Here is a 12950-nt window from a genome sequence, read left to right as displayed (position 1 = left end):
GTCGTCAGCCCATGAATTGACCACCGTTGATATCGAGATTTGCCCCAGTGATAAAACCGGAACCACGACTCGCCAGGAAAGCGACCGCCCTTGCGATCTCTTCAGGCTCACCGAAACGCTTGACGGGAATTCCTTCGCGAATCGACTCGCGGATCTTCTCTGGAATATCCATGATCATGTCGGTGGCGATATAGCCAGGCGACAAGGTATTGACGGTGATCCCTTTGGTGGCGGTCTCCTGAGCAAGCGACATGGTCAAGCCATGCATACCGGCCTTCGCTGCCGCATAGTTGGCTTGGCCAAACTGCCCCTTGCGCCCATTGATCGACGAAATGTTGACGATACGCCCATACCCCTCCTCGAGCATGCTTCCTAGAACACTGCGACAGGTGTTGAAAACGCTATTGAGGTTGGTGTCGATGACTTCGCGCCACTGTTCGGCGGTCATCTTCTTCATGGTGGTGTCACGAGTGATGCCCGCACAGTTGACCAATACGCTTATAGGACCATACTGCTCAATAATTTCGCGGGCACCGGCTTCACAATCCTCGTAATTGATCAGGTTGGCTCCAGAAAGCGCGATATTGTCGAAGCCTGCAGCCTTCTGCTCTTCTAACCAAGCCTTCGCCTTATCTGGATTACGGTAACCTGCAACGACCTGATAGCCCTCCTTGGCCAGTTCGCGGCAGATAGCAGAACCTATGCCCCCGGTTCCACCGGTTACCCAAGCCACGGGTGTTGTTTGAGTCATATTGTCTCCCCCTGAGTCATGACAAATGAACTGACGATGTCAGTCTTTCCAGAATGGAATGCCGCTATTGGGGCATTCACATCAAGGAGTATGGACGAGTTTTCTCTGGTTGTCCGGCTTTTGGGCGCTTGACACTTTACAGAATTTCCTTATAATGCAACGCACAATCTGATGCGGGGTGGAGCAGTCTGGTAGCTCGTCGGGCTCATAACCCGAAGGTCATCGGTTCAAATCCGGTCCCCGCTACCAAATTCAAAAAAGCCGATACCTTCGAGTGTCGGCTTTTTCGTATGAGCACGCTGAACTCCCTCATAACCCGAAGGTCATCGGTTCCCTCTCTATTCAGAATCAGCGGTCCCCGCTACCAAATTCAGACAAGCCGATACCTTCGAGTGTCGGCTTTTTCGTATGAGCACGCTGAACTCCCTCATAACCCGAAGGTCATCGGTTCCCTCTCTATTCAGAATCAGCGGTCCCCGCTACCGAATTCAGACAAGCCGATACTTCGAGTGTCGGCTTTTTACTGCACGACGGCATTGCCCGACACCGGCTGATCAAGACCCAGTCGACCAATACCTGGCAGCTTCAGCGCGGGATGGGCTAGATCGACACCCAGCGTCAGGCCCAGCAGGTTGAATTCAATACCTTCTTCCAAGGCAATCAGCACTCCAAACGCGCCACCGAATGACAACTGGTAGCCACTGCCGCTGGGCACCGGAGCAAAGAATCCCATCGAGAGGAAATCCTTACCTACCGCCGTAGGTGGCAAGTGTACCCGCAGCTCGGGCACTTCCCGGACGACCCAAGCGGTAAAGGTATTGCTGTTAGGCCCTGGCCAAATAGCGTAATCCTCCGCAAAGGGATAGTCGGCAGCAGCGGCGCTAATCCTGGGAATCATCCGTGTCGCGATGTCGCCACGATAATCGGCTAGTAGCCAAGGCGAATTGCCAAACCAGGCACGATCCGGCGAGCGACTCACCATACTGGTCGAGGAGTACCAGCGGGTCACTTCGTGCAGGACATAGGAAGAGGCGCCCTCTGCCTTGGTGGCGATCCAAGTATGCACGCCAAAGGCACCGCGCCACTTGAAGGCGCGCACCGCATAGACCTGCACCACTGCTTCAAAAACCTGATCAGGGGCCGGCGCCAGACCCACGGGCGAGCGATCCGCGGTCGCCCAGTGGCCATCGAGATCGACTTGTGGACTTGCCAGCATCAGTACCGGGCCTGCAAGCAGCAGGACCAACGCTATACCTACCAGTCCGAGCCCCTTCAGCAGATACCTACTCTTCTGCTTCATTAGCACCTCTATATGAATTCGACTCTACTCGGTGAAGCGAGCATCAGGTTGTTATTATGACGATAACTGCCGCCCATCAGTGAGCAGCCCTTGAATCCCTCTCGGGTCACCCGCAATTACTGAAATATCCTTTTCTTCAACAAGGCCAAGCGCTATGCCGATTGTCGATCCCAATACCGGGGCTCCGCTCAATCCCTCCGAGACACCGCAGCCGACAGGTTCTGCCCAAGCCGATCCTTCGGCCTACATCCTCGATGTCGACATGTCGAACTTCCAGCAGGTGGTGCTAGAGGGCTCCGTCAATACGCCGGTACTGCTCGATTGCTGGGCTCCCTGGTGCGAACCCTGCAAGACACTGACGCCAATTCTGGAAAAACTGGCCAAGGAATACGCCGGCGCCTTCGTGCTGGCCAAGCTCAATATCGAGGAACATCAGCAGATTGCAGCTCAGTTAGGTATCCGCTCGGTGCCAGACGTCAAACTGATCAGCCAAGGCCAGCTGTATGATCAGTTCCAGGGGGCATTGCCGGAGAAGCAGATTCGCGAATGGCTGGCCCAGTACATTGAGGCACCCCAAGACGCCCCGGCCAGCCCCGAAGAGCAAGCCGAAGCCGCCCTGGCCGCCGGTGATGCGGCCGCTGCCCGCGCCATTTATCAGCAGCTCACTCAGGAGCATCCAGAGTACTACGACTACCAGATCGGCCTGGCCAGCGCTGTGTTGGCAGAGGGTAATGCCGAGGAAGCTAAAGCGCTTCTCGACAACCTGCCACCGGAGCAGCGCGATGCCGCCAAGGCGCGTGGTGTGCGCGCCCGCATCGAATTCGGTGAGGAGGCGCCCAGTCATCAAGAACTGGCAGCGCTGGAAGGACGCGATGACAGCGAAGCTCGCTATAAACGCGCCCTGCGTCAGGTGGCCGATGGTCAATACGAAGCCGGACTGGACGGACTGCTCGGCGTGATGAAAACCGACCGCGCTTATGGTGAGGACGCCGCCCGACTGACGCTGTTACGAGTCTTCGATGCCTTGGGGGCGGATCATCCGTTGACCGTCACGTATCGCCGCAAGCTGTTTGCACTGCTCTATTGAGCCGACCGGCATGCAGCGCCATACCTATCGGCGAGCTCTGGCTCGCCGTTTCATTGTCCGCTATTTGCCAAGCACCTGATCGAGACGCTGCAACGCCTGCTCCAGCTGCGCCGTCGGCGTACCGAAATTGAGCCGCACGAAACCGGGCGCGCCGAAATCGGTACCATCGGACAGAGCAACCTGAGCCCGTTCAAGCAGGACTTGCTGTGGTGACTCACCAAGGCCTGCCTTACGTAGATCCAGCCAGGCGAGATAGGTGGATTCAGGCGCATGCCATGACACGCCGGGCCAGCGCGCGACGTATTCACCAATGCGATCACGATTGACTCGCAGGACCTCGAGCAGCGCCTGCCGCCAGGACTCGCCCTCGGCATAGGCTATCTCGGCGGCCAACAGGCCCAACACGTTGACGCTCGGCATCAGTCCGCTCATCGCCTGCTCGAAGCGTTTACGCAGAGTGGCATCGGAAATGACAGCGCACGCACAGGTGAGTCCGGCCACATTGAAGGTCTTGGAAGGTGCCCATAACGTGATGACTCGCCGAGCCAACTCGGGAAAAAGTGCTGCCAGCGGACGATGGGGCTCGTCATCGAGGATCAGGTCGCAGTGCAGCTCATCGGAAACGATCAGTAGATCGTGACGCTCGGCCAGCTCGGCCACAATCGCCAACTCCTCACGCCGCCAGACGCGACCGGTAGGATTGTGCGGGTGGCACCATAGCAGTAGCCGAGTCCGCGGCGTGATCGCCGCCTCAAGTGCCTCAAGATCGAGTTGCCAGGGTTCGCCTGGGGATGCCGGCTCGGCTAGTTCGGCGGTCTGAGCCAGCCGCCCGGTATGATCGGCCACCTTGAGAAACGGGGGGTAGATCGGCGTGACGGTCAACACGCCATCACCGGGCTCGGTCAACGCCAAACTGGCCAGATGCAATGCCGGCACGCCCCCCGGCAGCCAGAGCTGCCACTGCGGATCGATTTGCCAGTCATAATGCCGTCTGCTCCATTCGCACAGCGTTTGGCGAAGGCTATCCGGGGTCCGGCCATAACCGAAGACGCCATGGGCGACCCGAGCCTGCAATGCCTCGGTGACCGTGGGAGGCGAGGCGAAATCCATGTCGGCGACCCATAACGGCAGCACATCCTCATCGTAGCGCTGCCATTTCTGCGATGGATACTGGCGGCGGTCGATGGACGTGGCAAAATCGAAAAGCATGACACCTCCTTGTCCTATCTATTCTATTTCATCAAAGGATCGAACATGCCTGAAAGCGCCTTCTATGCCAAGGCTATGCAAGGTGCCTCACGACTGGTGGGCCACTGGCTGCTACTGGGCCAGGCCACCCCCGATCGCCTTGCGATGATTCTGGCCGATACCGCACGCTTGGCCAAGCTAGGCGAGCCAGAGGTCACTCCCAGCGGTGATATGCTAAGCAAATGGAGCGATGAAGAGCGACCACCGCTGTGGGCTGCCCGCACATCGCTGTTTCTGTTGGTACAGATGCCCTCTCGCCCCATCCCCCGGGACGAACCCGAAGCCTGTGCCTGGGCTTACTGTTGGCTACGCAACCGTCACTTCGATGATTTCAACCAGGCACATGAGGCACTACCCGATCACCTGCATGAGACGCTCAAGCCGGCATTGGAGTGGGCCTGGGCGGATAAACTGACCCAACGTCTCATATAGGCACTACTGATAAAACAGTAATATGTAAGACAATCTTGATGGACCGAAGGAACCTTTAATGGAAGCGCCATTAATCTTGCAGATAGCCAAGCTTTTGATTTCCGTAGGTGTCGTACTCGGCTTGTCGATGATCGCCGAACGTGTCAGCACGCGGGTTGCAGGGCTGCTCTCCGGGTACCCGCTGGGCACCGCCATTGCCTTGTTCTTCATCGGCCTCGAACTGTCTCCCGAGTTTGCCGCCGACAGCGCCGTGCACACCCTGGCCGGCTTTACCTCGACTCTGGCGCTTGGCGGCGGCTATCTGCTGTGCGGTCGACGCGACGGTTTGTCCGGGGTACTGGCAGGTACGGCGGGCGGCCTTCTGTGCTGGCTGGTCGCCAGTACATTGCTGGCCCAGGCGGATTTCAATCGAATAAGCGGCACATTGACCACGTTGGTGGCCATAGCGGTATTCACATGGCTCTATCGCCGTGTGCCGGATGCCCGTGCCGTCGCCCGAGGGCGTTTTTCCTGGTGGGCCCTGGCCTTTCGCTCGGGCCTGGCCGCGGGAATCATCTTCCTGATCACCGGGCTTGCCCATGTGGTGCCCACTGCCTGGGCCGGTATACTCGCCGCCTTCCCGGTCACCATGTACCCTTTCCTGGTCATACTCCATTTGACCCATGGGGCCGCGCCGGTTGCCACGGTGATCAAGCACTATCCAGCGGGACTGGGGTCGTTGCTCTGGTATGCGCTATGCGTATCGCTGACCTACTCGACCCTGGGTCTCCTCCTGGGAACGCTGATCGGCTTCGCTGTCGCCACTCTGTGGCTCTTGCTATGGACCCGCTTGCAAATCTGGTGGCAAGGTCGTCATGCTACCGCTCGTGCCTGATCCGGTGCCGGGCTCAGGTTGATGCTCTCTACAAAGGATATGTTCATGTTCACTCGCCAGATAGAGCCCGCCTTCTACGATACCGACGCTTTGGGTCACATCAATAACACCCGCCTCCCCGCCTGGTTCGAATGGGCACGCAACGATGTGTTTCGGCTGTTCACGCCGGACCTGGATCCACGCAAATGGTCACTGATCATGGCCCGTATGGAGGTCGAGTATCGCGCCGAACTCTTTTACGGCGAGGACATCGAGCTGCGCACCTGGCTCTCGCGACTGGGCAATAGTTCCTTCACCGTCACCCAGGAGGCGTGGCAGTACGGCCGCCCCGGCGCGCAAGGTAACACCGTACTGGTGTATTACGATCACACGGTTAAGCACGCCACTCCTCTACCACCGGACATTCGCCGCGAACTGGAGAAGCACTTGGTGGATGAGAGCGAGGACAGTGCATGACACCCGCCATTCGTTTGCTGGAAGAACGCGGTATCGACTTCGAGCTACTCGAATACCGGCATGATGCGAATGTACCAGCCTATGGCGAAGAGGCGGTCAACGCTCTGGGGCTTTCACCGGAGGAAGTATTCAAGACATTGCTGGCCAGCGTCGACGGTCAGCGCTTGCTTGTGGCCCTGGTGCCGGTTTCAAGCACTCTCGATCTCAAGGCGTTGGCTCGCGCTGCAGGAGCCAAGAAGGCGGTACTCGCCGAGGCGCCGGCAGCGGAGCGTGCTACCGGGTATGTGGTGGGCGGCATCAGTCCACTGGGTCAGAAGCAACGTCTGGCAACCTATATCGACATTGGTGCCGAGCACCGTAAGCATCTGTATGTCAGTGCCGGACGGCGAGGTCTCGAGATTGCTTTGCGCCCCAGCGATCTGCAACGTCTTACCCAAGCCAGCTTCGTGCCACTGGCAAGAAATTGAGTACCCGGCCGGATAAACTGTCACACTGGACTGTCATAATCAGATATTGCCCACCGACATTGCTCTGGAGCCAGCATGGCAATTCGCTATGATCTATGGATCGATCCCGAGGATGTCGAGCGTCATCGTGCCGTCGAAGCCGATCTCGAGCGCTACTTCGTCGAACGCTTCGCCGACTATCCTCACATACGCTTGTTCGGCGACGACCCTTACGATTATGATGCGCCCTTCAACCGCCTCTACGATGCACTGATCATTCGTGCCAATGAGTATTGTGAGCGTCAATGGGGTTATGTGCCGACGCCTGTGCAGCTCAACAAGGCTTTTTTTCGTGGCGTAGCACGTTCGAACAAATTTCTGCGGGACCCCGACGACGACCATGGTGATCCAAACCGATCAAGTTCCAAATGATGACCAATTGACGATCATTGCCAGGCAACTTGGCCGGGCGCCCCGCGGTATTCAGGCAATCACCGCCATCGACGGTGAAGACACGCCGCTGGTACTGCGCATGCAGTCCATCGTCGATGACAAGCCTTTTCCGACTCTCTACTGGCTGAGCTCTGACCGACTCAAGGTCGAGCTTTCGCATATCGAGGCTCGCGGAGTGATCAAGCAACTCGAAGCGCGCCTGAAAGAAGACTCCGCCTTTCTCACCGCCTACCATCGCAGTCATGAAGACTATGTTGCCCGGCGTTGGCAACACATGACTCAAGAAGATCGCGATCTAGCCGAACAACGAGGCTATACCGAACTGCTTCGCCAGCGTGGCATCGGGGGCATCACCAATTGGGATCAGGTGCGTTGCCTACACACTCAGTATGCCCATCATCTTTGCGGCGATAATGTCATCGGCCAATGGCTGGATGCGGAATATGGCGTTATCGACAGCCTGCCTTGAGCGTCTATCTGCTTGCTTGGCTCATGAAAAAAAGAGTGACGACGGGAAAGTGTTATGCCGAGAATCTGCGTTTATCTGGGATCACGCGAAGGTCACGACCCACGCTTTCGTAAAGCGGCCATCGAATTGGGCCGTAGTCTCGTAAAACGGGGCTATGGACTGGTCTATGGCGGTGCTCATGTCGGTTTGATGGGAATCGTCGCCGACACCGTGCTCGAGGCCGGTGGCGAAGTCATTGGTGTAATACCTCACCAGTTGATCGAACGCGAAATGGCTCACTCTGGTCTAAGTCAGCTGATCCGTGTTACCAGTATGCATGAACGCAAGGCCGTCATGGCCGAGCATGCCGACGCCTTCATTGCGCTGCCTGGGGGCATAGGCACTCTGGAAGAGTTGTTCGAAGTATGGACCTGGCAATACCTGGGACTGCATGACAAGCCGGTCGGCGTGCTTGATGTGGCGGACTTTTATAAGCCTTTGCTAGGCTTTCTGGACAATGCCACGAGGGCTGGCTTTCTGGCCACGAATACTCGCGCCAAACTGTTGAACTCCCCCTTTGCCGACGCGCTGCTGAACATGCTCGAGTCTCAGATGCAGCCTCGTTAAACAATCTGGGGATCAAGGAAGACATCATGTATGCCATCACCCATGACGACCAAACATTAAACTGGCGTGAGCAGTCGACGCCGGGGCCTCTAGACGACAACGATGTACGCATCCGTGTCGCCTGGGCTGGCATGAATAGAGCCGATCTGATGCAGCGTGCTGGCGGCTATCCGCCACCGCCAGGGGCCTCCGAGATTCTCGGCCTGGAGATCAGCGGTACGGTAGTCGAAACCGGCACGCAGGTAGACCGATTGCAAAGCGGACAGCAGGTCTGTGCACTGTTGGCCGGTGGCGGTTATGCAGAGGAAGTGCTGGTACATCAAGCGCAGGTGCTGCCACTGCCCGAGGGCTTCGGATTGCGTGAAGCGGCTGCGTTACCCGAGATGTTCGCCACCGCCTGGCTCAACCTGTTCATGGAAGGCGGCCTGAGCCTAAACCAGGTTGAGGGCAGGGCCGAACATGTGCTGTTACATGCAGGCGCCAGTGGTGTCGGCACGACCGCCATTCAATTATGCCGTGCTTTCGGTCATCCGTGTTTCGTCACCGTCGGCAGCGATGCCAAATTGGAAAAGTGTTTGGCGCTGGGTGCAGATGCTGGATGGAATCGACACCGCGGTAGTTTCGTCGAGGCGGTCAAGGCCTGGGGTGGTGCCGACATGATTCTGGACCCCGTAGGGGCCAATTACCTGGCTGATAATCAGCAAGTGCTCAATGCCGACGGTCGTCTAGTCTTGATCGGCTTGATGAGCGGACGCTGCGCAGAACTGGACCTTGGGCGCATGCTGATGAAGCGCCAACGCTTGATCGGCTCGACCTTGCGCAGCAAGTCACCTCAGGCCAAGGGAGCGATTCTTGACGAGCTGTATAAGCATGTCTGGCCGCGCCTGGTCCAAGGTGATCTGCAGCCTCTGATTGATCGCGACTACCCCATTCAACAGGCCGAAGATGCCATGGCTTACGTGGAGAGCAATGCAAGCATGGGGAAGGTACTGCTTTCGGTGAATGACCAGGCGTGACAGGGTAAGGCGAGTCTGCGACGACTAATGTTCGCCGCTCCGTGAGCCTAGCGTTCGCAGATAGGTCAGCTGCAGCAAACGGGCATCTTCTCCGGCACGATGACGCTGAATGCCGCGTTCTTCTATTAGCGCTTCCTTGACCCGTTTCCATTGTGCCAGTTGGACGTCGCTAAGCAGCCGACGAAGCGCTTCGACACGAAAGCGCGGTAACACGCCTGCATGATAAAACAATAGGGAAATCCATGTATTGTCATACCCCCAGCTGTCGCTATAGGCGATACCAGAAGTGCCGAGCTCATCATTGAGCCAGCGCGCAACCTTCACTGACGGATGGCCTTCGCGTTGCAAACGATTGCGCGAGATACCGTGCAACAGCTCTGCCTTTGGATCCCAATGGATCCATTCCGGCAATGGCTGAACCAGGAAGGCACAGGTACTGCCGTCCGCTCTAGCCAAGCCGATCTCGATGGGATAACTACCGCGGCCGAAACCGGACGCTTCGACATCGAGCAATATAGGCAGCGTCACGTCATCACGTTCCTATCTTCGAGCAGAATTTGGGCGGGCAAGAGAAATACCACGACACCCTATTCTGGATAGAGTACCCGGTTTCATGCTTAGATATCGTTATTACGCTACTAAGGTAGGCCTACTCAAAGCATGTCAGGCGTTTAGTGTGCCTGAAACTTTTGGACGGAAGCCTCGGCATTGCCGATGTCGCGATTGGCCAATTCCTGCCAGTGGGCAGAGCGCTGTGCATCTACTGGGAGGCTCAATTCGCCTAAACGATAGGCACGAGCCAGGCGCTCGGCTGCCATGGGGTGGCCCGACTCCCCGGCACGGGCATACCACGTGACCGCATGATCGTCGCGACGCGGGTATTGGGCACAACCAAACTCGTAGATCTTTGCAGCCTGATATTGAGCGTGGATATCACCATTTTGTGCTGCCTGCAGTACATAACGCGCACCCTTGGCCTTGTCCTGGGGCGTTATACCGCGATGAAAAAGCATATGGCCATAGACCGATAATGCATCAACATGTCCTGCTTCGGCACAGCGCTGGAACAGGTGCAGAGTTAGCCGCTGGGTGCGCGGAGAACGTGGCAACCAACGTGTATGGAAAAGTTGCTCTGCCAGCCGAAACTCAAGCCGCGTGAACAAGGAAGACGCCTGCGTCATGGCTAAGAACCTTAAATCCAATTTGCCTTGGGTGACAATGTCGAATTCGGCTCGTTCTGAGCCCTACATCTCCTTACTACCGACCGTGCCGGCCGCTGCCGGATCATCGGTGGGCAAGCATACGCCTCCCTGACGGCGGACTCAACCCGCGCCTCCTGCCCTTTGTTACTTAAGGACGGTGACAGTTCACATCATAGTGCTGCACTGCAATATTTCAACCCTTTTTTCTGAACCCTGTCGATAATGAGACTTCATGGCTGATCTCTCGCAGACGCTTGGTATACTCTCGACTTTAACGACCGATATTTCAGGAGCACCTTGTGCTAAGTGTCATTTCACCCGCCAAGACATTGGACTTCGAAACTCCGCCTACCTCTGATCAATACACGCAGCCTGATTATCTTGAGCAGAGCCGGGTATTGATTGGGATCCTACGCGACTATTCGCCCCATCAGCTCGCTCAGCTGATGGGCATCAGCGACAAACTGGCCGGACTCAATACCGCCCGCCACACCGAATGGAATCTCCCCTTCGATCTTGACAACGCTAAGCAGGCCGCCCAAGCCTTTCAGGGCGATGTCTATGCTGGCCTGAATGCCACATCGTTCGATGCCAACGATAATGCATTTGCCCAAGAGCATCTGCGTATTCTCTCGGGTCTCTACGGCCTGTTACGCCCGCTCGATCTGATCCAGCCTTATCGCCTAGAAATGGGAACACGGCTGCCCAACGCCGCCGGCAAGGATCTCTATGCCTTCTGGAGAGAACGCCTCACACGCGATCTGGATACCGCCATTGGCAAAAGCGGATCCAATGTGCTCGTCAACCTGGCTTCCAATGAATACTTCAAGGTCATCGATAGCAAGCGACTATCCGCGAGAGTCGTCACGCCGATATTCAAGGACGCCAAGAATGGTGAGTACAAGATCATCAGCTTCTATGCCAAAAAGGCGCGCGGCTTGATGTGTGCCTGGCTGATACGCCACCGTATCGACTCACCGGATATGCTCAAGGAGTTCGATATCGCCGGCTATCGCTTCAATTTCGCTATGTCGGAGGACGATACTCCAGTGTTCACCCGCGAGGAGGCATGACCGGCCAATGAGCCACAATAAAGATACTAAAGCAGAAATAAACGCTAGAATGAGCGTCTTTGTCCTGACGCCTTTATTGGGAGGCACTAGATGCGTAATCTATTAGTCATGCTGCTGGTTGGCTTGCTCGGGTTCGGATTGGCCGTCGACCATGCCGAGGCCAAGCGATTCGGGGGCGGCAAGAGTTTCGGTTCCTATTCACGCTCTGCGAACACGCCTTCCAGCACACCAAGCAGAACGGCAAGTTCGCCGCAGCGTCAGCCTTCAAAAGGATTATCACGCTTTGCTGGACCCTTCGCCGGCCTACTCGCTGGTGGTCTATTGGCATCACTATTTTTCGGTGGGGCTTTCGACGAGTTGCGCTTACTCGACATGCTGCTGATCGCTGGCGCCATTTGGCTAGCTTTTCGCCTGTTCAGCCGTAGACGCAGAGTGTCCATCGCCTCGGGCCCGCAAAGTTACTCCGAGCATCAAACACAAACCAGCCATCAGCAACCGGCGTTCGCGGCTTCTGGATTTAGTGGCAGTGGCTCAGCCCAGCCAGCCTGGTTCGACAAAGAGCGCTTCTTGGGCAGTGCCAAGGAGCATTTCATGACTCTCCAGCGCGCCTGGGATAACAATGACTTCAGTAGTATCCAGGAATATGTGACTCCCGAACTCTACAATCAGCTACGCCAAGAGCGCGACCTCCAGTCAGCAAACAACCGAACCGACATCGTGCGCCTTTTTGCAGAGCTGGGAGATGTACGGGAATATGATCGTCAAGCCGAAGCGACAGTACTCTTTCATGGCATCATCGATGAAAACGGTGAGCATAATGAGTTCAACGAAACCTGGCACTTGGTTCGCGACTTACGTAATGAAGCCCCTTGGTTCATCCAGGGTATTGAACAGAATCCGAATGTCTAACATACAGTAAAAATTCACTAAAAAAGCCGAGCAGTTCAAAACTGCCCGGCTTTTTAACAACCTTTATAAGTATCCAGACAGACTATAGCATTCAGTTCTGAGCATCTTCAGCAGAATCTTGAATCTCTTCGCCCATCTCTTCTACGCTATCGCCTGCATTTTCTGCGGCTTCATCGATATTTTCGCCCGCTTCTTCAGCTGGCCCCTGATCATCACAAGCAGCAACGCCGCCCAATAACAGCGCCATCAACAGTGCCAAGCCTAGCTTACGCATCAAAGTCTTTTCCATTTTCGCCTCCTCTGGACATCATTAAATAGCCAATGCACGATAACTCGTATCAGAAGCGGTTACCACCGTCATCACTCTCAAGAATATCCTTTGATAATATGTACTTGTGCAGATAAAAAGAAACTGCTGTGAAAACTTCGTAAAAACGGCCACGCCCGTAATGGATCTAGAAACTGTTCGATCTTTTCATCACCCCTTTTCTACCACACACAACCCCCCAGCCCCGGCGAGGCTGGGGGGTCGGATAAAGGCCTGACGAGGAGCGGGGCGGCCGTCCGCTGGCCGGCACTCCGGGACTCTACTCGTCTCTTCCCGAGACTCGCCCTTCGGGCCCGCTAA

At 56.5% G+C, this 12950-nt stretch carries 17 protein-coding genes and 1 tRNA gene; 12 read left to right on the top strand and 6 right to left on the bottom strand.

Features of this window, described 5'->3' with window-relative positions:
* Positions 1–4: 4 nt before the first annotated feature.
* Complete coding sequence (phbB, locus tag ACPF7Z_RS17775) at positions 5–751, bottom strand: acetoacetyl-CoA reductase (RefSeq protein ID WP_425194579.1); 747 nt, start codon at positions 749–751, stop codon at positions 5–7.
* Between the two features lie 172 nt (positions 752–923).
* Between phbB and ACPF7Z_RS17770 the strand changes: the two genes are divergently transcribed.
* Positions 924–1000, top strand: a tRNA-Met gene (locus ACPF7Z_RS17770).
* Between the two features lie 271 nt (positions 1001–1271).
* Here the strand turns inward: ACPF7Z_RS17770 and ACPF7Z_RS17765 are convergent.
* Positions 1272–2051, bottom strand: a complete 780-nt coding sequence (locus tag ACPF7Z_RS17765) for a DUF3750 domain-containing protein (protein ID WP_425194578.1) — start codon at positions 2049–2051, stop codon at positions 1272–1274.
* A gap of 154 nt (positions 2052–2205) precedes the next feature.
* Between ACPF7Z_RS17765 and ACPF7Z_RS17760 the strand changes: the two genes are divergently transcribed.
* Positions 2206–3138, top strand: coding sequence for a tetratricopeptide repeat protein (locus ACPF7Z_RS17760; protein WP_425194577.1), 933 nt, complete (start codon positions 2206–2208; stop codon positions 3136–3138).
* 60 nt (positions 3139–3198) lie between these two features.
* On the opposite strand, the gene ACPF7Z_RS17755 is transcribed toward ACPF7Z_RS17760, so the two are convergent.
* A complete protein-coding gene (locus ACPF7Z_RS17755; RefSeq protein WP_425194576.1) occupies positions 3199–4347 on the bottom strand; it encodes a MalY/PatB family protein in 1149 nt (382 codons plus the stop codon).
* Between the two features lie 45 nt (positions 4348–4392).
* Here ACPF7Z_RS17755 and ACPF7Z_RS17750 point away from each other — a divergent pair, with 45 nt between their 5' ends.
* The 8 genes from ACPF7Z_RS17750 (at position 4393) to ACPF7Z_RS17715 (ending at position 9138) form a co-directional block, all read left to right on the top strand.
* Positions 4393–4818, top strand: a complete 426-nt coding sequence (locus ACPF7Z_RS17750; RefSeq protein WP_425194575.1) for a hypothetical protein — start codon at positions 4393–4395, stop codon at positions 4816–4818.
* Between the two features lie 58 nt (positions 4819–4876).
* Positions 4877–5692 (top strand): hypothetical protein, encoded by an 816-nt coding sequence (locus ACPF7Z_RS17745; RefSeq protein WP_425194574.1) that lies wholly within the window; start codon positions 4877–4879, stop codon positions 5690–5692.
* A gap of 45 nt (positions 5693–5737) precedes the next feature.
* A complete protein-coding gene (locus ACPF7Z_RS17740) occupies positions 5738–6148 on the top strand; it encodes an acyl-CoA thioesterase (protein ID WP_425194573.1) in 411 nt (136 codons plus the stop codon).
* Positions 6145–6615, top strand: coding sequence for a Cys-tRNA(Pro) deacylase (gene ybaK / locus ACPF7Z_RS17735; RefSeq protein WP_425194572.1), 471 nt, complete (start codon positions 6145–6147; stop codon positions 6613–6615). Before ACPF7Z_RS17740 ends, ybaK begins: the two co-directional genes overlap by 4 nt.
* A 75-nt stretch (positions 6616–6690) precedes the next feature.
* Positions 6691–7026: a hypothetical protein gene (locus ACPF7Z_RS17730; RefSeq protein WP_425194571.1), complete on the top strand. Its 336-nt coding sequence runs from the start codon at positions 6691–6693 to the stop codon at positions 7024–7026.
* Positions 6995–7516 carry a DUF501 domain-containing protein gene (locus ACPF7Z_RS17725; protein WP_425194570.1) on the top strand — a complete coding sequence of 174 codons (522 nt, stop codon included), beginning with the start codon at positions 6995–6997 and terminating at the stop codon, positions 7514–7516. The genes ACPF7Z_RS17730 and ACPF7Z_RS17725 overlap by 32 nt, the downstream gene beginning before the upstream one ends.
* A 54-nt stretch (positions 7517–7570) precedes the next feature.
* Positions 7571–8122 (top strand): TIGR00730 family Rossman fold protein, encoded by a 552-nt coding sequence (locus ACPF7Z_RS17720; protein WP_425194569.1) that lies wholly within the window; start codon positions 7571–7573, stop codon positions 8120–8122.
* Positions 8123–8148: 26 nt separating this feature from the next.
* Positions 8149–9138: an NAD(P)H-quinone oxidoreductase gene (locus ACPF7Z_RS17715; RefSeq protein ID WP_425194568.1), complete on the top strand. Its 990-nt coding sequence runs from the start codon at positions 8149–8151 to the stop codon at positions 9136–9138.
* 24 nt (positions 9139–9162) lie between these two features.
* Here ACPF7Z_RS17715 and ACPF7Z_RS17710 read toward each other — a convergent pair whose 3' ends face one another.
* Positions 9163–9666: a hypothetical protein gene (locus ACPF7Z_RS17710; RefSeq protein WP_425194567.1), complete on the bottom strand. Its 504-nt coding sequence runs from the start codon at positions 9664–9666 to the stop codon at positions 9163–9165.
* A gap of 143 nt (positions 9667–9809) precedes the next feature.
* Positions 9810–10319 carry a tetratricopeptide repeat protein gene (locus ACPF7Z_RS17705; protein ID WP_425194566.1) on the bottom strand — a complete coding sequence of 170 codons (510 nt, stop codon included), beginning with the start codon at positions 10317–10319 and terminating at the stop codon, positions 9810–9812.
* Between the two features lie 320 nt (positions 10320–10639).
* On the opposite strand from ACPF7Z_RS17705, the gene yaaA reads away from it, so the two are divergent.
* Both yaaA and ACPF7Z_RS17695 read left to right on the top strand, forming a co-directional pair.
* Positions 10640–11413: a peroxide stress protein YaaA gene (yaaA, locus tag ACPF7Z_RS17700; protein WP_425194565.1), complete on the top strand. Its 774-nt coding sequence runs from the start codon at positions 10640–10642 to the stop codon at positions 11411–11413.
* Between the two features lie 90 nt (positions 11414–11503).
* The gene (locus ACPF7Z_RS17695; RefSeq protein ID WP_425194564.1) at positions 11504–12322 is read left to right on the top strand and encodes a Tim44 domain-containing protein; all 819 of its coding nucleotides are present in this window, start codon (positions 11504–11506) and stop codon (positions 12320–12322) included.
* Between the two features lie 91 nt (positions 12323–12413).
* Here the strand turns inward: ACPF7Z_RS17695 and ACPF7Z_RS17690 are convergent, their stop codons facing one another.
* Positions 12414–12611, bottom strand: a complete 198-nt coding sequence (locus ACPF7Z_RS17690; RefSeq protein ID WP_425194563.1) for a hypothetical protein — start codon at positions 12609–12611, stop codon at positions 12414–12416.
* Positions 12612–12950: the final 339 nt, after the last annotated feature.

It is taken from the genome of Halomonas sp. GXIMD04776 (assembly GCF_049808615.1).
Taxonomy (GTDB): domain Bacteria; phylum Pseudomonadota; class Gammaproteobacteria; order Pseudomonadales; family Halomonadaceae; genus Modicisalibacter.
The sequence above is the reverse complement of the archived record's forward strand: the minus strand, read 5'-3'. Positions and strand labels throughout refer to the sequence as shown.